This window comes from bacterium (genome assembly GCA_030693425.1).
Taxonomy (GTDB): domain Bacteria; phylum Patescibacteriota; class Minisyncoccia; order Minisyncoccales; family GWA2-46-15; genus GWA2-46-15.
On the sequence record JAUYAM010000002.1, the window covers coordinates 287,012 to 305,523 of the forward strand.

Here is an 18,512-nt window from a genome sequence, read left to right on the forward strand (position 1 = left end):
AGAATCAGTTCTTTTTGTCGGCAGACCAGTTTTTGAACATTTCGACCAGCTGCCGGTAGGAAAAACTTTGGTCTTTGAGTTTTAAACTCTTGAGCTTTTTCAGAATCTTTGGCGAATCGGTTAATTTAAAGCTGTCTTTACGATCCAAAAGCAAGCCATTTTTTTTCAGCTTTGTCTTCTCAATCCCAGCAAGAGTTTTGCCTATTTCCCAAGTCTGAGCCAGATAGACAAAAGGCAGCGAGGACAAATCCATTTTCTTTCGTTTTTGCAAATAATAAAGGCCTTTTAATTTAATGGCTCTGACTCGTTTTTTCTTGAAAACCTCATTCAGATAAACCTCGACGCCGTATCTCGTCTTGGCCATTTGCTTCAAGTGAGGCAGAAGGTCTTTGCGCCAGTAAGCTCTCTGACCGGTAAAGGGCAAACTTGGTTCGAAATTGGAAGACGGAGATAAGGATATCTTAGCCAAAACAACTTCTGCCTGATTTGCCAAAAGAGGAGCAATCAGCTTTTCGAGGTGATCTTTTTTCAGGTTAAGAAGATCTGCGTCCAGGAAGACTATGATTTCGCCTTTGGCTTTTCTGACGCCGACAACCAAAGCAAAACCTTTGCCGTGGTTTCTTTTAAGATCTATTAAAGTTATCTTACCGCCAAAGCTTTCAAGAATCTTTTGGGTGCTGTCTGACGAACCGTCATTGACGCAGATAACTTCTGATGCTAATCCAGAACCCAAAACCGCTTCAACTAACCCTTTGACGGCTTTTTCTTCATTGAAAACCGGAATGACAATGGAAATAGTTTTCTGCTCCATAAAATTTATATTTGTCCATTATATTCTCAAGAAAACTATATGGCAACTCTTACTCTCTACGCCGCCGGGGCGCGTTGCCAAAAATACCTAGCTGTGATTTAATAAGGATCGCATTAAAAATTCTGACGAGGAGAAGGAAAAATGCCCACAGCTCATTGCAGTGATTGCGGTTGCGAGCTCTTTCCCGACGAAATCGAGCTCGCGGAAATAAAAAGGGATGGGCTCTGCCCGACCTGCAGAGAAAAAAATAGGAAGGAGGAAGAAAAAAAGAAAGAAGAAAAATAAAGCATTAGGAACCAAAGCGTCCCGCTTTCAGCGGGACGCTTTTAATCAGGGAATTAGAAACTAAGTTTCTAAGTGAATTGCTTGGAAACTTAGTTTCTTAAGGGTCAAATCTTTGCCGCTTCCAATAATCCGGTTTTGCATTTTTCCTTAGTGCTCGCTTTCTTGATTTTGTCACAGTAAGAGGCTTCCCTGGTGGCCCCGGCATAGCAATAATTCTTCCAGTCGTAGCCGAAAACCTTTTCACACAAAGCCGATTTTCCGGTGGCTTCGGCCACTGCCCGATAGCACTCATCCTTCCATCCTTGGGATCCCGTTCCTTTTATTTCGGCGCAGACGGCTTCGTCGCCTTTTTCCTTGGCGATCCCGTAATAGCAGTCGTTCCTTTTCGACAGAGAAACCACTTTCAAACAGTCTTTGCTGGATAAGCTGAACAGGGCCGACTGCAGATAGCACTTATCTTTGTCTTCGCCGGTCTTGGCCTCGCAATCTTCGCCAAAGCCGCCTATTATCTTCGGCAGGACTAAACCGATAAATTCCTCAAGGGATTTGGCATCCGCCGGAACCTCAACCTTAACTGGTTTGTTAAAGTCTTTTGAAAAAACGGTTAGTTTAGCGGTACTCGAAACCACGACGCCCTCGCGATCGACTTTCGCCACAAAATTGACTGTCGTCTTACGGGCCAAGAAATCCTTTTTGCCGATCCAGATCTCACCGTCTATTCTCTCCAAATAATCATTAATTCCCTGGGAAAGGCTTTCTTCGGACGAAAATTCCAGCCCCTCGATCTTTTCTATTTCCTGAAACAACTTTGCCAAAGCTTGTTTATCCACCGAGTATTTATAGTGATAAGTGTTTTGGCCGTCGATTTTCTCAGCTTTGAGTTTTTCTGTAATTTGCACCGGCTTAAACTTCCGGTACAGTTCGAGCATCTTTTCCGGAGGAATTTCCGGAACGCTCTGCGCCTGGTCAAGCTCGGCGAGATCTTCTTCGGTCATTCCAAATCCCTTTAAGGTTTCTTTGATCTCCTTTAAGTCGATCCTGACCCACTGGTTCTTCAGCGTCGACAAATCCATCTGAAAATCTGCCGGGAGCGAAAGCCCCTTGATAATCATATAGGCGACTTTATCGATTCCCCGGTATTCCATGGCAAACGGCTTTTCTGATCCGCCTACCCAGCCTTTTGGCGTCAGGTCAAATGAAAAATATGAAGCCTTATCCTGGTCGCTGGAAGCGCCTTCAAAGTTGACGACAAAACCTAAGTTTACCCCCGCTCCGAATGAAAAGGGCAATTCAGGCAGCTGCTTAACTGACTGGCTGTCGGCTTTTACTTCAAGGTCTATTTCGGCGGTTCCCGAAAAGCTTTCTGATTTAACCAGAACCGATTTCTCCATCATTTTTCCTAAAATTCTTTCCGGCGCCTGGAAGTAATAGATATAGGCGAATGCTCCCCCGCCGACTAACAAGGCTGCCACTACCGCTAAAACCACGAAAATCAGCTTTTTGTTAGGCGGCTTCGGGGGCGAACCGTAAATCCGGGCCGTTTCTTCATCGGTTAAATCATCGTCTGTCATCACCGGCTGCCCGGCTGGTGCCGGCCTGACGGCTGCCGCAGGAGGCGGCGGAGAAAAAGCGCCGGCCATATTGATGGCGCCGCTGATGTCGGCTTCCGGCCAGCCCTTGGTGATCAAGACGCTTCTGATTTCTTCCCTGGTCTTGCCTTCTGCCAATTGTTTTTTAATATGCTCGACTAGCTCGCGGGTAATCATGTTTTTAAAATTAGTTGCTTAATAATATATCTTACCTCAACTAAAAAGGTTGGTAAATACGCTCTATTTACAAAGACTGGCAAAAACAGCTTTTTTCCTATTTTAACTACCAGCCCTTAGTTGAAGCAGTCGCAGAAATCCTCAAAGATTAAAAAAGGAGCTAAGCTTCTTGATTCTCGCTGATTTTTTTTATTCTCTACTTGAGAACGCGGATTTGAGAAAAGTTTTTTCCGGTTAATCCTTCCAATTCTATTGGCTCGATGGAAAAGTTTCTACTGGCAATTTGTTTCGGAGAAAAAATCCATTCGGCATAACTCTCATTGCGCCTCTCTAACGCTCCCGCTCCGACCCAAAATTTAACGACGGAGGTTTTCGTCGATCCTACGGCAATAGTCACGGGAAGAGAAGTGCTTACTACCATAATTGTATTCTCATTTCGGTAATACGGCCGGCGTTTTGAAATCTGCACATAAGAGTCATGAATAATTTGCACCCTTTCCCGCCAAAAAGGATCTTTTACCTGTTCGGTATCGGACTTCACATTAAGCTCAATTGCTTGGATCTGCTCTGGTGTTAAGGACGGAAACTTCCCCGTTCCTCCCAGTTCTCCGGTACGTTTTGCTATTTCTATTTCAAGATCCTTTTTGAAATCTTCATGGCTTTCGTATTGATCTTCAACGCGGCTCAGGGTAAATAAAAAATTGGAAGGAATATGTGGTTTTACGAAATCTAAAAGGTTTTTAAAGCCTGCAATATAATGCTTGGTATCCTCTTGAGGAATATTATTCATTATGGGGACAATGACGTCATCGGAGAAAAAATCAAAATGGACGCCTGGCGGATAAGCAGCAATTATAGGTTTCAACCAGTCAATAAAATAAATCATACTAAACAGCTCTGCCCAATCCGGCTCGGGAGATTCGGCTAACCGCCAGAGCTTATACCCTCCAAAAACCCATACAAAAGATATTTTTTGTCTGGTTTCTACGCTTTTATGGATAACGCTCATTATGTGTTTTTGACAATCGGGCGAGAGAGCGTATTTTCTAAATTTCTTTGAGGTCAGTTTTTTATATATAAACTCCTCAATACCAAAATCATCAAGAAGTTTTTTATCTTCCGTTGTATATTCGTAGGATGTACAGTTCTTTAACTTGGTTGAAAGATATTCTTGTATTTCCATAAAACAAGAGATGCGGGGAGGATTTGAACCTCCGTACCCTGCTTTGCAGGCAGGTGCCTGAACCACTCGGCTACCGCATCAAACCGTCTTTATCCTATCAAAAAACCCCGTACAACAACAGAGTTGTATACGGAACAAGCCGCCTCTTTGGCGATAAAATCAGAAAACGTGGGAGGTCGGACCTCCTCTGTCCTTTGTTTTTAACTTAGAAACTTAGTTTCTAATTTAGAAGCTGAGTTCCCCTATTCTTGCCCAATCAAGCTCGTTAAGAACGACGATCTTGTCTTCGCCGATAATGTAAAGATAATCGTCCAAATAGATGGCTCTTTTGGCAGAAATATTACTGACAGCCTTTTTCATTTCTAGGTTGTCTCCTTTGTAAGAGAAAATGTAGCCTCCCTGGCTTCCGGGCAAAAAGAAAACCTCATGCTTTGTGTCTAGCAAAAAGGCGTGGTGGGTTGAAAGAACGTCAGACCAGTACTCGTCCAAAGTGTATTTTGCCACTTCTCTGGGATTTGAAGCAGAACTGACGTCGAACAAGGAAACCTTGACTTGAGAACCCTCCTTGCCAATGCCCAAAACCTTGTCTTTGGAAATTGGCTGGAGATAAGACGAATAGCCGGGAATCTTCAACTCCCCTTTCATGGCCGGATTCCTGGGATCAGCCAGGTCTAAGACATAGAAGGGATCGGTTTCCCTGAAAGTAACCAGATAGCCCCTGTCTTCAACAAACCTGGCAGAATAGATCCTTTCAGTCAATCCTAGATTTTTTACAGAGCCGGTAATTTTCAGGTCTTTGTCTAAGACATAGACGTCGTTTGCCATTTCATTTCCTCCAGAGCCGAATCCCCAACCCCACCACCTTTGGCCAATAGTGACGGCAATTCTCAAATTGCCCTGGTATTCATCCAAACTAAACTGATTCAAAGGATGGCCGGGAATGCTGCCGACGGCCGCAACCTTAAAGTCAGACAGGCTTATTTTAACAATGCCTGTTTTCTCCAAATCCCGCATGTTTTCTTTTAAATAATCTCCCAGCCTGTTTGTCAGTTCGTTCTCAAACTTCAATCTTTCATCATCTTTTAAAGAGCTTTGAAACTTTTCCAGGATCATCTGAAGCTCCATCATTTTTGTCTGCTGGCTCAAATCATAGCCAGATAACTTCTCCAGTTTTTCAGCAACCCACGAAGGAAAAAGGTCTTTGGCTTTTTCTTTAAGAAAACTCAAGAAAAACCTGGTCGTATCCTCAAAGTAAGAATAGGTTGCAAAGATTGCGTTTCCCGACATATAGACAACAGAACTTCCGGTAGAACCGACAAAGGAAACATTCTCTTCTATCTTGCCGGATGAGGGATCTAGGATCATGGCCGTGAAGGTGGTGTCAACGGGAACAGGGTCTACGGGGTGGTAAATGTCCTGACATCTAATACTCAACGGTGTCTCTCCAGCTTTCAAGATCTCGATTGGGCAAGGGCTATTTTGATTAATATTCGTCTGGGTCACTAAATAAATCTTGCCGTCTTTTAATCTCGAAGCGACCAGCCAAACATTATTATCAAGCTTTAAGCTCCACTTTTCTTTTGGTTTTTTGGGGTCAGAAACGTCATAGCCTACGATCTCCTGATTGGAGAAAACCACCAAGGTATTCTTTGTTAAAAGAAGATTGCCGTTTTTTTCAATCTCGGCGTCAAGCTTTAAATCTGCCGGCGGAAAAGCTTTGATAACCTTGGTGGTGGAACGGAATTCCGGTGGATACATTTCATCTTCTAGAAAAGGCCTGCCAAGATTTTCCATCATTGGCCACCACGAACGCTCCTGAGAAAAATAGATTTCCTTTCCGTCGGTCTTGACAATGTCCGGCTCGTCAATGCCGGTCACCTGGACCGTTGTTTCAGAAACCCTTTCTGCGGCTCCTGACCCGAGGCCGCCGGGCACAGCCATAGGCATTGCCTCTTTTAGGGCAACCATATTGTCAAAAGAAGTGCTCGCTTCGCTGGCCAGTTGAAGATAACTCCTGAAATCTTCCTCAGAAACAAACTTTTTGATATCTTTCAAAGACATTTGCTGCCCGGGAATCCTCGGCAAAACGATTCTGGGAAGCTTTGGAAAGTAAATAGACAGCTGCGGCAGCAAGCCCTGAGAATCCATCCAGATAAATCCTAGAGCCAGCAGAAAAACTGTGCTTAAAACTAAAAACGATAACTTACTGCCAACCTCTTTTTTAAAGTTGATCATGTTAAATGTTTTTTTAATTTCAAATTTATTTGCCCCAGAACTCGTCAGCCTCCTTTTCCATTTTATGCAAACGGGTATAATAATCGGGAAATTCGTTCAAGTGAGCTAAGGCGATCTTGCCGGTTAAAAGAGGGTCGTCGTTAGTGACATTGGTAAGGGAATCTCTTTTGCCGTGCTCCAGCTCGACATCCATGCCTTGTCTGAATTGGTCAACGTCGAATCTCTGCCAGTCAAGGTCCAGGGCGTCACCGACTTTTTTAACTTCTTCTAAAGAAAAATGGTTTTCGCTCATAATTACCGTTATTTTAATAAGTTTCCGCCGTAACAGGAAACCCTGGATCAGAGGGTTTCCTGTTCGGGCTTTCAATAACTACTTTGAAATGATTCCCTGGAGAACCTGGATCGCCTTTGCCAAAAGCCTGGACATCTCTTCTAAAATATTCAGAAGCTCTTTCAGGTCTTCGTTCGGAGGCGTCTGGCTGCCGGTGATAGAAAAGGGGTTGTCGCTTTCGTCCCAATTGATTGAAGGCGACGGCCAAATCAGATCGGGCTTTATAGATGTGTTGTCACTCTCGGAGCGATAAATAGTCATAGTCCCCTGACCGACGCTGATCCTGACGACGTAATCAGAACCGTTGGGGATGTCGCTGGAAATCTTCCAGGAATAAGAGTTGGCAAACAGATTAACTGTTGCTATATGTTTCACAAAAAAGATATAGCCAGGATCGTCTGTGTTTGAAGATCTTCTGAAAAGGTCAATTGAAGCTTTTGACCAATGGGGCGGCATAATTTTCGCATTATTGGTTTTCAGTTCTATAGGATAAGTAACGCTCCATTTAACGGTCTGAATCTGGCCTCTATCCCAGATTTCCCCGCCATTCGGAGAAACCACGGTCACTTTATAGTCAACCGGGAAAATACACTTGTAGGTTTCGTCGTCGACAACTCCGGTTTGAGGCAAATTGCATTTTACCTGGACTTTCTGGACTGCCTTTTGGGTCACTGGCCCAAAATAGCCGGTTGCCTGTCCGGGGAAAATGGTGCTATCTGCTCTCAAAGCTTCCTGGATGTTCTTGACTTCTTCGCTCCTGGTGCCGATGGAAACTCCTGCTAAAGCGCTGTTTCCGGCAGCTAAAACCAGGATTGAAAGGAAAATGATTAAAGTTTTTTTCATATTCAATGTTTTTTAATTGTTAATCGATTCGACCTTTCTTCAAAGAGAACGCGGGAATTTTAGAATCGTTGCGTTACTCTTTTACATCAACCAGCTCAATTTTTTTGACGCTGGCCGATTCCAAATCAATTCTGCCTTCCCAGCTCTGGCCGTTTTTCTTGTAAATTACGGCCGCTTCTTTTCCGGACAGAACTTCTATCTTATTTCCTTTTTTAACCAGTTTGAGCTGGATTAAAACCGGTCTAATTTCTTTGATTTCTGCCTCAAGGGGAATTTCTTTCCTGACTCTCTGGCTCTGTTCGCTGATTTCCCTAACCGCTTCCTCTTCTTCCTGATTGAAAGACAAAGACGGTTGAGGCAATTCTTTTATCTGGGAAACCTTTTTCCCTCTAAAATCGACCTCGACCAGAAAAGCCGAACCGGATACAGCCTGAGGCGCTGCTAATTTTTGGGCACTGCCGACATCTGAAAATAAAGGTATAGACTCCGGCATTTCCGACTCTTTAGCTAATTTCCCCAGGCGCACCAGCATATAGCCCCTGGAGCCGGCAAGCTCGGTCTCTCCAATGATGCCCCCTTGCTCAATCAATGATCTAAAATTGGAATCTCTCAAAGCGATCTCCTTGGCCAGGGCAATATCCGGCCTCTGAAAAGTGGGAACTCTTAAAACCAGGGCGAACAGGACAACAAAGGCAAATCCCAAGGCGACGCTTCTGAATGGGCTAAAAACTTCTTTTTTGGCATAGTTTTTGAGCAAAACCGCCCTCAATTTCTGTTTGTGGCCTAAAAGTTCGATTTCGGGAACTTTTACTCTTTCCAGTTTTTTTTCTAAATCCTGATTTTCCATGTCCTAAGTCATAACGTTAAAATCCTAAGTTGGTGGCATTTTTGCCTTTAAGTATTTTAAACCGCGGTGAATCAGGGACTTAACCGTTCCCTCTCTCTTGCCTAAAATTTCTGCTATTTCTTTTATCTGCTTTTTTTCGAAGAACCTCAAAACCAAAACTTGCTGGTATTTTTCCGGCAAAGTCATAATCTCTTTCTGGATGCAAAGAAAATCCTGGCAATCTTTCAGCCTTTGCTCAGCAGCGACAACTTCTCCAAAAAGATCTTTTTCAAAGACCGGATCTAAGACCGAATTCAGGGAGATAGTCGGCTTTTTTTTGCGGAAAAAGTTGGCAATCTCGTTTGAGGCGATCCGGTAGAGCCAGGCCCCGAACATAGGCTTTCTCCCAAAAAAACTCTGCCACTGGAACTTCCTGACGTTTTTTAGGGCTTTGAGAAAAGTCTCGGAAACTACATCCTGGCTCGTTTCCAAATTGCCGGTTCTTTTTAAAACATAGCCGAAAATCCTGGAATAATACTGATCGTAAAGCCGGCCGAAGGCTTCGGGATCTGTTTTCGCTTTTTTGGCTAAATCTCTTTCTTCTTCCGAAGTCATTAAAAGGCTTGGTCCGTAACGGCCAGATGCAACCGCTGAATCTATGCAAACTACGCTTTTTTCTGGCCGTAATTTCTCCAGGCCGCAGAAACGACCGGATCCATAATATCGAGCTCATTCAGGGCGACTTCCCTTATCTCCGGGCTGGTGATTTCTTCCTTGTCTCCGGCAAACCCAATTACTTTGGCGAGAATAGCCGCGGCCAGTTCTTCAACTTTGTCTTCGGCAAGATTAGCCGCCCGAGCCGCTAATCTAACTCCTTTCTTGACCTTTTCTGGATCAAAGGCTTCCTTGCTGCCGTCTTTTTTAACAACAAATTTAATCATAAAATTTTTTAAAAATGATTATCTCTCCGACCTTTAAACAATTCTTATTTTAAGCTCCGTGTTTGATTTCTATAACGTCGCCGTCTTGGACAACATAGTCCCTGCCCTCGGTGCGGATCAGGCCTTTTTCCCTGGCCAGAGCAAAACTGCCTATAGCAACCAAATCCTTATAATTAATAACTTCGGCCTTAATAAAATGAGTTTCAAAATCAGTGTGAATCGTGCCGGCTGCCCGCGCCAATTTAGTCCCGGTTTTGATCTGCCAGGCCTGGACCTGTTGGGAAACCGTAGTAAAAAAGGTGATCAAATTCAATAAAGAATATGCTTGTTTGATTAAAAGATCCAGGCCTGAGTCTGCAGGCAATCCCAAAGACTGCCTCTCTTCTTTGGTGAAACCGGCTGCCCCCAGTTCTTCCAAAACGTCAACAATCAGAAACGGCCAATTGTTTTTCCGGAAAACCTCTTTTGCTTCCTGCTCTGATTCTTCTTCTTTGGCATTCAAAAAACAGAGCCTGGGTTTGAGAGAAAGCAATTGGTAGTTTTTAAGAATCTGGTTTTCCTCCTCGCTAAAGTCTTTTTCTGCCAAAATCTCCCCCTTTTCCAAAACAGCTTTGATTTTTAACAGCAGTTCCGCTTCTTTCTGGGCCTCTTTTTTCCCGGACCTGGCCTCGCCGCCAACGCTCTCAATTCTTTTTCTGACGGTTTCCATATCCTTTAAAACCAGCTCGGTGTCCAAGATTTCTTTTTCGCCAACCGGATCAACAACGTTTCTGGTGTTGATAATATCGCTGTTTTTAAAAGCGCGCAGGACATAAATAATCGCCACTGTTTCTCTGATGTGCGATAAAAATTGGTTTCCCAAACCCTCGCCCTGGTGGGCGCCCTTAACCAAACCGGCAATATCAACAAACTCCACTGTCTCATAGATTTTCCTTGCCGAGCCGGTCAGCTGAGCCAGAACGTCAACCCTCGGGTCAGGAACTTCAACCACCCCGACATTGGGATTAATGGTGGTAAAAGGATAGTTCGAGCAGTCAACCTGCTTTTTGGTCAGGGCTTGAAATAAGGTGGACTTTCCCACATTAGGCAAGCCAACAATTCCGATGGATAAATGAGAAGCCATTACTCCAGTCTAAAGCAAAACAAAGGATTTGACAAAAAGCTGGACAAAAATAAAGGCTAGTTATTTAACCTGGTTAAGCAACTATTAAACTGCTTCTGTTTAAATTTCTTTCGACGTAACGTTATTTGAGTATGCCTACCGAGAGTTTTTATTTGCTTAATTCGATTTGACAAAAATCTAAAGTTGCCGCAGCATAAAAGAGCTTTACCCATCCGCTCGTTCATAGAAAAGGAGTACATTATGCAAACAGTTATCACCATCACCGAGAAAGACTCGTTCAAAAGGGCTGATATCGCGAGACGCATCCGGCACGCCGCGGAGAGATTGTCCGAACGGCTCGAGGACGGGCCTAACGGGACATTCCGCTTCACCGACCACGGGCGGGCGGGAGATGGTAACCGACCGGTGACGGTTAGCCACTCCCACTTTCAGAAAATTCCCGGCATCAAGATCGAGGACGTCTAAGAGAGCATTGCTCTCAGGACCGGTTCTATCAAGGAGCCGGCCCTTTATTTGCATACTCGCAAATCCCTTTAAAATCGCACCACTGGCACTGCCAGCCCGGAGTCGGTTTAAAATCGCTTTTCTGGATTTCTTTAATCTCTTTGACAATCTTTTCTTTTTCTTTTTTGATATCTTCTTTGCCGCCCAAAAAAGAAACGCTTTTACCCTCGTCTAAATAATAATAAGTCAGTTTTTTTGGCTTTAACCCTAAAACCTCTTCAGCCGCCATCTGATAAATCAAAAGCTGTTTTTTGTCTTCGGGCCGCAATTTTTCCTTGGCAGATCCTGTTTTGTAATCAATGATTTCCACTCCTCCGTCCAAATCGTCAATCCTATCTATCTTGCCAATGAGAGTATGGCTGCCGATTTTTAAATTAAAATCCTGCTCCAAAGCCGGCTTACCTGAAACCAGCAATATTTTCGGCTTTGTTTCCATAAGCTCTTCGTAGAAACTTTTAAGCGTTTTTTTTCCCGACTCAAAATAGTCTTTTTTCTGTTCCGGGCTTTCATACCATTCGTCCAGCCACTCTTTCTCGTAAATCGCCAGCAGCTCCTTAAAACCGGGCTTATTTCCCGAGGCAAAAGCCAAAGCAAAACTATGCAAGGTATTGTGCATTGTCTTGCCAAAAGAAAACATGGCTTTGCCCCTGACAGGAATCTTTAAAATATGGGCAAACTTGTACTGTAAAGGGCACTTGTCAAAGGCGATCAGCTGGGTGAAAGAAAACCTTTTAGGCAACTCCAGTTTTGCCGGTTTCGCTTTTCTTTCAACTTTAAGAGAAATTTCCTTGGTTGAAATAATCTTGCCGTCGTATCCCAGCTCCGGCAAAAACCGAGACAGCCTTTTTGCCTGAACGCCCCCGTAACTTTCAGCCGAAGTCAAAAACAAAGCGTTTCTGGCGCGGGTCAGCCCCACGTAAAAAAGCCTTCTTTCTTCCTGGAGATGAAAATCCCCTTTGGGAAGGATATCCTTAATCAAGGGTTTTGGAATTTCAATCGGATCCGGCCTTTCAATGCTCGGGAATCTTTTGTCAACAAGATTGATCAGAAAAACATACTTAAACTCCAAACCCTTGGCCGAATGGACGGTCATGATTTTAACCGCTTCCGGCCCCTGCTCAATATCAAAACTAAGTCTTCCCTCTTCCCCGGACTCCAGCTCCATATCCAGCTCCTCCATAAAGCTCTTCAACCTTGCGTCCAGATGAGATTCTTCAAAGGCTTTTATCCGGCTATGGAATTGGAAAATGAGGTCAAGATCCTCTTTTCTTTCTTTCCTGACTAAATATTCAAGAAAGCCCGAATCCTCAAGAAAAGCCAAGAGGATTTCGGAAACGTTTTTTTCCAAAGCCATCCGGGTATGCTTTTCCACCAGGACCAAGATTCTAATAACGGTTTTTTGAGTCTTGCCGGAGACGCCGCCAATCAGGGGCAGTTCCTGAAGAGCTTCATAAATCGATTTTGACCGGCGACGGCTGTACTGGTTGATTCTGGCAATGTCTTGGGGGCTAATTCCCAAAAAGGGAAGGCTGAGAATCCGAAAAGAGGCCGAACTCTCATGATAATTGTCCAGAAACTTAAAATAGGAAATGATGTCTAAAATCACCGGCTTTGAATATAATCCCTTGAGAGCTAAAAACTGGTAGGGAACGCCCGATCTTTCAAAGGATCGGGCAAAAGGCATCGCCTGATTGTTAGCCCTGACCAAAATGGCAAAATCGTTGAAACAGGCTTTCTTGTCTGTTTTCAAGAGCCGGCCAATCCTGGCGACAACGCCGGCAATCTCCTGCTCGGCGGTTTTAAAATGAAGGTGGGCAATTTCAGCTTTGCCCGCCCTCGCCGCTTTCAGTTTTTTGCTGATTCTATTCAGCCAGTCGGGCCTCAATGAGTCATCGAGCCGGATAAATTTATGGGCCAGGTCGAGAATATTCTGGAAAGAGCGGTAATTTTCCGCCAAGGCAATTTCTTTTGCCCGAGGAAAATCCTTTTTGAACTGGATGAGATTGCCCCAAGAAGCGCCCCGCCAGCGGTAGATCGCCTGAAAATCGTCGCCGCAAACAGTCAGGTTGTTCTCTGGCGCCGCCAAAAGCCTAACCAGCTCGTACTGAGCAAAATTTGTATCTTGGAACTCATCAACTAAAATATACTTGAATTGCCGGCGGTATTTTTCTAGAATCTTTGGCCGTTTCTGGAAAAGCTTCAAGCAGTAATTTATCAAATCGCCGAAATCCAAAACCCCTGACTTTAAAAGCAACTCCTGGTAAGTTTGAAAAGCCCGGGCCACTTCCAAAAGCCGGCCCCGGTCATCGCCCTTGGCTTTGCGGGCGTATTTTAAATAGTCCTCTGGCAAAATCTGCTGGTCTTTACAACGATTAAAATGCTCGATTAAAGCATGGACAAATTTTGTCGGCTGGCCCAAAGGCCGGTAATAATCAAGCTTGAACCTCTCTAGGTTCTGCCTAATCAAAAGCCAGGCGCTGGTCTGGTCAACTAATTTGAAATCAGTAGATAATCCAATATCTAAACCGTGTTCTCTCAAGACCCGGTCGCAAAAAGAATGGAAAGTGGAAATCCAAAGATCGCTGTAGCCGCAGGACAAAAGCCGATCTACTCTTTCAACCATTTCCTGAGCTGCTTTGTCCGTAAAGGTAAGCCCAAGAATCTCCTTAGGTCTAACCTTTTTCTTTTCGATCAGGTAGGCAATCCTATTGGTAATGACCGTAGTTTTGCCGGTGCCGGCCCCCGCCACGATCAAAAGCGGGCCTCGGCCAAAGGTGACAGCCTGTTTTTGCTTTGAGTTGAGTTTGGATAAAGAAGAGGCAAACATTTGATTATCATAACACGCCTCCAGCCTTCGCCCCAAAACCGTTCTCAACTACGCCGCCGGGTCGCGTAGTCCGCATGAAACACAAAGTATATCCATGCGTCATGGGCCAGTACAAGTTATTGACAAAATGATTCTATTTTAGTTAGATAACCTTACTATCCATCCAGTTCATTCAAGGAGGTTAAATAATGGCCGTAAAAATCATCCTCAACGTTGATCCTAACGACTTTATCGCGTTCTCAAGGATTTGCGCCAAGGTTCAGCACCTCATCAACATCGCGCCCGGAGGTAATTTTTCCCTTCAATCGGTCCCCGGCAGTAAAACAGAATACTTGTTAGTGGACCGCAGAGCCAGGGAACCGACTTCTCTCTCAGAATGGCTAAAAGAACATTTTGAAGAAATAGATGTCACCGTCACGGAATCGTGACTAAAAACGCCGACAGGGCTTTGCCCTGCCGGCGTTTAATTTTAAGATTCTTAAAATCAGCAGGTTGTATGGATCAAGGCGTTGATTTTCTGCCCCAACCCAGCTTTCTCATTATAAAACTTGATGGCTTCTGGCGTCAGCAAGGCAATAACGATTATCCCCTTTTCCCTGGCCAGGCCAACGAAATCTTCTCCGACCTCCAGAGCCCCCTGCCAGCCGGTTCCAATAACAATGATTTCGGGATTTTCTTCAAACAGCTTTTCTGCCTCCCAATCGCCTATCTTATGAGAAGTGCCAAACAGCTCTTCAAGCCTCTTATAGTCTCTTTCTAAAACTTCAGAGCCCACAATTAAAACCTGATGGTATTTCTTGCCATCAATGACAATTGAACCAAAATCAACTGAATCAATTTTTGGCATCCCCGTAGGAAATTAAATATCTTCCGTGGTTAAAACGTTTAAGCTTTCATATATCATAAGACATTGTTTGAAAATAGTTAGAGGGGTTTTAGAATGAAGATATTTCGCTTCCTGAAAATTCCACGAAAACCCCTGCGTTTTTCTACGGGGCATTCTTGCCGGGAAAGATAAAAGTTTTTTTGAAAATAATCTTGTACAGATTTTCGAGAAAGTCGCCTCCGGCATAGCCGACAATCAGGGCCAGGGGTGGGGTTAAAGTGTCCAGGCCAGAAATGATGACGCCCGACTGCTTGATCGCCGCTGCGGTCAGCAAGCCCACCACTCCGGACAAAAAAGAAGTCGCAAAAAAGTAGAGGGGATTAAAAGGAGTGTTTTTATAAGAGTAATAGTATTTTAGAAAACCGACCAGTCCCCTGATTAGGCCGCCTCCAAACCCGGCAACTAGGATAGAAAAGTACATGATTTGATTTGGTTATCTTATTATTTGTAAGATTTACGAGCGTTGTTTACACTTTTGTGTCTCAAACTGTAAACAACGCTAGGATTTCCTACAGATAATTATAGCGCAAAACCTGTCATTCGTCTCTGATGTCGTCGAACTCATAAAATAGGACTATGACCGATATTTTCACCATAAAAGCGGTTATTTAATTGCGGCAAAATAATCATCCAGCAATCTGCTTAGATATTCTTTGAATTTCAATTGCTCTTTGATGCTGTTCATCACCTCTAAAGCAATGGCTTTCCCAAAAACGTACTTTGGCAGACTCGTCAGATAGTCAAAGTCACGCAAGCTGGAAATAGTATGGATGTCTGTCATAAGGCCGGGCGAGTAGCCGTTGAGGTGATTGCAGGAAAACTTCCCCTTATTTTTTCTCAGAAAAATGTAATAAGCTTCTTCTCCGCCCCTAGCCAAGGATGCCTTAAGATGAGACAGGTCCACGCAAAAGCCGCCAATTCTTTCGACTTTGACCTCTTTAGCAACCTGGTCGCTATAGTCCAGCTCCAGGTAGAGCTTGTCCCAAAAGCCCTTCCACTTATCCAAATCGTCGAAGTCTGACTCGTGAATGTTGAAATACCTTGTCTGAAACTTATTAATGAAAAACTTGATTTCTTCTTTGGTAGTGTCGGCTGTCAAGTGAACAAAAGGGACCTTCTTAATCGAGGACTTCAAAAGAAATGGGTAAAAGTTCTCCCTCTCTCTTTTATTGAAACGCTCGAGGAAAACAGCAATTTCGCTGATCTTCATTTCGTTGATCTCGTCCAGCTTTGCTTTCCAGTCAGAGCTTACCTCGCCGGTAATCCCCAAGAGTATGCGTTTTGAAAAAGATTGCTTGTCCATTTTCTTGCGCGCTTTATCCGCGCACCAGTCCCGCTTTTAGCAGGACGGTGCGGGATTCCGCTCCACGCGTAAGCGTGGGAGGAATCCCGTAGCGGAGAAGATACCACGCGCTTGCGCGTGGAGCTTCATTAAAACAACTTCTTTTTGGATTGGTTCACCGCTTTTGCCAATTCGATAATTATAATGATTATGGCCGCCGCCGCCAGAAGCAGGCCCCAGTCAACCAAGTTCAAGGGAACGATGTTCAAAAGCCTTTGGGTCAAAGGAAGGTAGGTAATGGAAATCTGCAGGCCCAAGCTGGCAAAGACGGCCGCAAAAAGCCATTTATTGGACCAAAAGTTCTCATATTTCCAGAAAGGCTTCCTGAAAGTCCGGCAGGAAAAGATGTAAAGAACCGATTCAAAAGAAATTGCCATAAAAGCCATCGTCCGGCCAAGCTCTATCATCCCCAGATGAAGGCCGAAATACCAAAACAGTCCCAGGCTAAAAAGACCCGATAAAAAGGAAACCAGGAAAATCAGGAAAACGCTGAATCTGTTGAGAATGGGTTCTGCAATTGCCTTTGGCCCCTCAGCCATCACCTCTTTTTCCTTTGGCTCAAATCCGAGAACAACGTCTTCCGGTCCGTCGCACAGCAAATGAAGCCAGAGAATCTGGACAATAGTCAAGGGCAAAGGCCAACCCAAGAAAATCGACCCCAGAATCAAAACGATCTCGGCAAAGGAATTTGAAAGCATAAAAAAGATAACTTTTCTAAGATTTTCGAAAACCACCCTTCCTTCTTCAATGGCAGAAATAATAGTCTTAAAATTGCTGTCCAAAAGAATCATGTCCGCCGTTTCCTTGGCCACTTCCGAAGCCTCGGCCATCACAATGCCGATGTTTGATTTTTTAAGGGCGGGGGCGTCGTTGACGCCGTCTCCGGTCATCGCCACTATTTCCCCGAGCTCCTGAAGAGCCTTTACTATTCTCAACTTCTGGTTGGGCGTCACCCGGGAAAACAAGAGAATGCCGGGCACCCTGGCGCGCAAATCTTCGTCGCTGAGTTTTCTCATCTCGTGCCCTTCCAAAACCTCATCCGGTTCAACTTTCATGCCTAAAAACTCCATAATCTTTTCTGACGTCCGGCGATAGTCTCCGGTAACCACTTTTATCTTAATGCCGGCTTTTTTGGCGATTAAAATGGTTTCTTTGGCTTCTTTACGGGGCGGGTCCCAAAGGCCGATCATGCCGCCCCATTGGAGAGAGGGCATGTTTCCTAAGCTAATTTCTTTTGCCTCGGCAGAGGAAACTTTTTGAAAAGCCAGGCCGATAACTTTCAAGCCCTTGCCTGCCAATTCGTCCATTTTGGCCAAAACCTGCAGCCGGCTGCCTTCGGCTAAACTCGTCATCGCCAAAACTATTTCTGGAGCCCCTTTGACGAATAAAAAGGTCCCCTCTTCCGGCGAAGAGTTAACAGTGGCCATAAACTTATGCTCGCTGCTGAAAAGAATCTCAGAAATCCTTTGGTATTTATCCGAAACGTTTTCAGGAGAAAAACCTTTCTGGCTCCTCAGGTAGTCCCAGATAGCGATTTCTTCCGGACTGGAAATGTCATTGCAAAGGGACATTGTCAGGAGGCTGCTTTCTCGGTCTTTAAAATCTGCCTCGCTGACTTTCATTTCCCCTTCTGTCAGGGTCCCGGTTTTATCGATACAAATAGTCGTCACCGACCCAAGAGTCTCAACCGCCAAAAGCTTCCTGATCAAGGCTTTTCTCTTCAAGATCTTCTGCGTGGCAATGACCAAAATCAAGGTAACAACTATGAGCAGGGCTTCGGGAATAATGGCTACCAGAATCACAGAAGCTGTCTGAACCATCTGCCAAAAGTCTCTGCCGGCCAGAAATCCGGAGACGAGTACCAAGAACGAAAGGAAAACCGAAAAATAGACTATGGATCTCGTAAATCTCTTCAATCTTAGCTGGAGAGTCGTCAAGGGCTGAGACGTTTGTTCGAGGGCCGAGGCAATTTCCCCCATCTCGGTGGTCAGGCCGATTTTTGTCACCCTGATGACAGCCCGACCGCCGGCAATAATTGTTCCCATATAGGCTTCGTCCCCGGGATTTTTTTCCACTGGCTCGCTTTCGCCAGTCAGAATCGCCTCGTTGGCAAAGAGGGAAACTGCTTCCAAAACTTTTGCGTCTGCCGGGACCTTGTCGCCGACGGCAAGAAAAACAATGTCCCCGGGAACAAGATCTGAAACCTCAATCTCCTGCCTCTGGCCGTCCCTAATAACCCTGGCCAGCGGCCTGATCAGCTTCTTCAAGGCTGCCATGGTCCTTTGGGCTTTGTATTCCTGAAAAAAGCCAAAGGCAGAGTTTAAAAGCACCACCAAGAATATAAAAGCGATCTCAAGATATTCCTTGGAAAGAAGGGAGATGACTCCGGCAAACAAAAGCAGAAAAATCAGGGGGTTGGCAAACTGGGACAAAAAGATCCTGATCGGAGAAACCTCTTTGCCTTCCGGCAAAACATTGGCCCCGTATTTAGCCTTAAGCTCTTTGACTCTTGCTGAAGAAAGACCGATGTGTTTCATTTTCCCATTCTATCAAAAAAAGCCCGGGCTGACGACGGGATAAAAATAGAAGCGCCGCCATTTTCTCTAAAG

17 protein-coding genes and 1 tRNA gene are annotated in these 18,512 nt (G+C 44.7%); 2 read left to right on the forward strand and 16 right to left on the reverse strand.

Annotated elements, in window-relative coordinates; all coding sequences use genetic code 11:
- Window positions 1-4 precede the first annotated feature (4 nt).
- The 11 genes from Q8N16_02010 to ychF all read right to left on the reverse strand — a co-directional run bounded on the left by Q8N16_02010 (window position 5) and on the right by ychF (window position 10,344).
- Window positions 5-811 (reverse strand): glycosyltransferase family 2 protein, encoded by an 807-nt coding sequence (locus Q8N16_02010; protein MDP3093515.1) that lies wholly within the window; start codon window positions 809-811, stop codon window positions 5-7.
- 389 nt (window positions 812-1,200) lie between these two features.
- Window positions 1,201-2,862, reverse strand: a complete 1,662-nt coding sequence (locus tag Q8N16_02015) for a hypothetical protein (protein ID MDP3093516.1) — start codon at window positions 2,860-2,862, stop codon at window positions 1,201-1,203.
- A gap of 196 nt (window positions 2,863-3,058) precedes the next feature.
- The gene (locus Q8N16_02020; GenBank protein ID MDP3093517.1) at window positions 3,059-4,045 is read right to left on the reverse strand and encodes a hypothetical protein; all 987 of its coding nucleotides are present in this window, start codon (window positions 4,043-4,045) and stop codon (window positions 3,059-3,061) included.
- A gap of 8 nt (window positions 4,046-4,053) precedes the next feature.
- Window positions 4,054-4,125 (reverse strand) — tRNA-Cys (locus tag Q8N16_02025).
- Window positions 4,126-4,270: 145 nt separating this feature from the next.
- On the reverse strand, window positions 4,271-6,280 hold the full coding sequence (locus tag Q8N16_02030) for a beta-propeller domain-containing protein (protein ID MDP3093518.1): 2,010 nt from the start codon (window positions 6,278-6,280) through the stop codon (window positions 4,271-4,273).
- Window positions 6,281-6,305: 25 nt separating this feature from the next.
- Window positions 6,306-6,572 (reverse strand): DUF5661 family protein, encoded by a 267-nt coding sequence (locus tag Q8N16_02035; protein ID MDP3093519.1) that lies wholly within the window; start codon window positions 6,570-6,572, stop codon window positions 6,306-6,308.
- A gap of 78 nt (window positions 6,573-6,650) precedes the next feature.
- Window positions 6,651-7,454, reverse strand: coding sequence for a peptidoglycan-binding protein (locus tag Q8N16_02040; GenBank protein ID MDP3093520.1), 804 nt, complete (start codon window positions 7,452-7,454; stop codon window positions 6,651-6,653).
- Between the two features lie 73 nt (window positions 7,455-7,527).
- Window positions 7,528-8,301, reverse strand: a complete 774-nt coding sequence (locus tag Q8N16_02045; GenBank protein ID MDP3093521.1) for a hypothetical protein — start codon at window positions 8,299-8,301, stop codon at window positions 7,528-7,530.
- Window positions 8,302-8,325: 24 nt separating this feature from the next.
- Complete coding sequence (locus Q8N16_02050; protein ID MDP3093522.1) at window positions 8,326-8,895, reverse strand: RNA polymerase sigma factor; 570 nt, start codon at window positions 8,893-8,895, stop codon at window positions 8,326-8,328.
- A 50-nt stretch (window positions 8,896-8,945) separates the two neighbouring features.
- Window positions 8,946-9,221, reverse strand: a complete 276-nt coding sequence (locus Q8N16_02055) for an ATP cone domain-containing protein (GenBank protein ID MDP3093523.1) — start codon at window positions 9,219-9,221, stop codon at window positions 8,946-8,948.
- Between the two features lie 49 nt (window positions 9,222-9,270).
- A complete protein-coding gene (ychF, locus tag Q8N16_02060) occupies window positions 9,271-10,344 on the reverse strand; it encodes a redox-regulated ATPase YchF (protein MDP3093524.1) in 1,074 nt (357 codons plus the stop codon).
- Window positions 10,345-10,527: 183 nt separating this feature from the next.
- On the opposite strand from ychF, the gene Q8N16_02065 reads away from it, so the two are divergent.
- The gene (locus Q8N16_02065; GenBank protein ID MDP3093525.1) at window positions 10,528-10,809 is read left to right on the forward strand and encodes a hypothetical protein; all 282 of its coding nucleotides are present in this window, start codon (window positions 10,528-10,530) and stop codon (window positions 10,807-10,809) included.
- A gap of 28 nt (window positions 10,810-10,837) precedes the next feature.
- On the opposite strand, the gene Q8N16_02070 is transcribed toward Q8N16_02065, so the two are convergent.
- Window positions 10,838-13,675 carry a UvrD-helicase domain-containing protein gene (locus Q8N16_02070; protein MDP3093526.1) on the reverse strand — a complete coding sequence of 946 codons (2,838 nt, stop codon included), beginning with the start codon at window positions 13,673-13,675 and terminating at the stop codon, window positions 10,838-10,840.
- Between the two features lie 188 nt (window positions 13,676-13,863).
- Between Q8N16_02070 and Q8N16_02075 the strand changes: the two genes are divergently transcribed.
- On the forward strand, window positions 13,864-14,103 hold the full coding sequence (locus Q8N16_02075) for a hypothetical protein (GenBank protein MDP3093527.1): 240 nt from the start codon (window positions 13,864-13,866) through the stop codon (window positions 14,101-14,103).
- Window positions 14,104-14,159: 56 nt separating this feature from the next.
- Here Q8N16_02075 and Q8N16_02080 read toward each other — a convergent pair whose 3' ends face one another.
- From Q8N16_02080 to Q8N16_02095, 4 genes are all read right to left on the reverse strand, one after another.
- The gene (locus Q8N16_02080) at window positions 14,160-14,522 is read right to left on the reverse strand and encodes an MTH938/NDUFAF3 family protein (protein ID MDP3093528.1); all 363 of its coding nucleotides are present in this window, start codon (window positions 14,520-14,522) and stop codon (window positions 14,160-14,162) included.
- A 142-nt stretch (window positions 14,523-14,664) separates the two neighbouring features.
- Window positions 14,665-14,982: a hypothetical protein gene (locus Q8N16_02085; GenBank protein ID MDP3093529.1), complete on the reverse strand. Its 318-nt coding sequence runs from the start codon at window positions 14,980-14,982 to the stop codon at window positions 14,665-14,667.
- A gap of 183 nt (window positions 14,983-15,165) precedes the next feature.
- On the reverse strand, window positions 15,166-15,864 hold the full coding sequence (locus Q8N16_02090) for a hypothetical protein (protein MDP3093530.1): 699 nt from the start codon (window positions 15,862-15,864) through the stop codon (window positions 15,166-15,168).
- A gap of 128 nt (window positions 15,865-15,992) precedes the next feature.
- Complete coding sequence (locus tag Q8N16_02095) at window positions 15,993-18,440, reverse strand: HAD-IC family P-type ATPase (GenBank protein ID MDP3093531.1); 2,448 nt, start codon at window positions 18,438-18,440, stop codon at window positions 15,993-15,995.
- Window positions 18,441-18,512: the final 72 nt, after the last annotated feature.

What these genes read in the sequence shown, in the direction of transcription:
- Q8N16_02010 (MDP3093515.1), bottom strand. Translation starts at nt 811, where the DNA reads ATGGAGCAGAAAACTATTTCCATTGTCATTCCGGTTTTCAATGAAGAA.
- Q8N16_02015 (MDP3093516.1), bottom strand. Translation starts at nt 2,862, where the DNA reads ATGATTACCCGCGAGCTAGTCGAGCATATTAAAAAACAATTGGCAGAA.
- Q8N16_02020 (MDP3093517.1), bottom strand. Translation starts at nt 4,045, where the DNA reads ATGGAAATACAAGAATATCTTTCAACCAAGTTAAAGAACTGTACATCC.
- Q8N16_02030 (MDP3093518.1), bottom strand. Translation starts at nt 6,280, where the DNA reads ATGATCAACTTTAAAAAAGAGGTTGGCAGTAAGTTATCGTTTTTAGTT.
- Q8N16_02035 (MDP3093519.1), bottom strand. Translation starts at nt 6,572, where the DNA reads ATGAGCGAAAACCATTTTTCTTTAGAAGAAGTTAAAAAAGTCGGTGAC.
- Q8N16_02040 (MDP3093520.1), bottom strand. Translation starts at nt 7,454, where the DNA reads ATGAAAAAAACTTTAATCATTTTCCTTTCAATCCTGGTTTTAGCTGCC.
- Q8N16_02045 (MDP3093521.1), bottom strand. Translation starts at nt 8,301, where the DNA reads ATGGAAAATCAGGATTTAGAAAAAAAACTGGAAAGAGTAAAAGTTCCC.
- Q8N16_02050 (MDP3093522.1), bottom strand. Translation starts at nt 8,895, where the DNA reads ATGACTTCGGAAGAAGAAAGAGATTTAGCCAAAAAAGCGAAAACAGAT.
- Q8N16_02055 (MDP3093523.1), bottom strand. Translation starts at nt 9,221, where the DNA reads ATGATTAAATTTGTTGTTAAAAAAGACGGCAGCAAGGAAGCCTTTGAT.
- ychF (MDP3093524.1), bottom strand. Translation starts at nt 10,344, where the DNA reads ATGGCTTCTCATTTATCCATCGGAATTGTTGGCTTGCCTAATGTGGGA.
- Q8N16_02070 (MDP3093526.1), bottom strand. Translation starts at nt 13,675, where the DNA reads ATGTTTGCCTCTTCTTTATCCAAACTCAACTCAAAGCAAAAACAGGCT.
- Q8N16_02075 (MDP3093527.1), top strand. Translation starts at nt 13,864, where the DNA reads ATGGCCGTAAAAATCATCCTCAACGTTGATCCTAACGACTTTATCGCG.
- Q8N16_02080 (MDP3093528.1), bottom strand. Translation starts at nt 14,522, where the DNA reads ATGCCAAAAATTGATTCAGTTGATTTTGGTTCAATTGTCATTGATGGC.
- Q8N16_02085 (MDP3093529.1), bottom strand. Translation starts at nt 14,982, where the DNA reads ATGTACTTTTCTATCCTAGTTGCCGGGTTTGGAGGCGGCCTAATCAGG.
- Q8N16_02090 (MDP3093530.1), bottom strand. Translation starts at nt 15,864, where the DNA reads ATGGACAAGCAATCTTTTTCAAAACGCATACTCTTGGGGATTACCGGC.
- Q8N16_02095 (MDP3093531.1), bottom strand. Translation starts at nt 18,440, where the DNA reads ATGAAACACATCGGTCTTTCTTCAGCAAGAGTCAAAGAGCTTAAGGCT.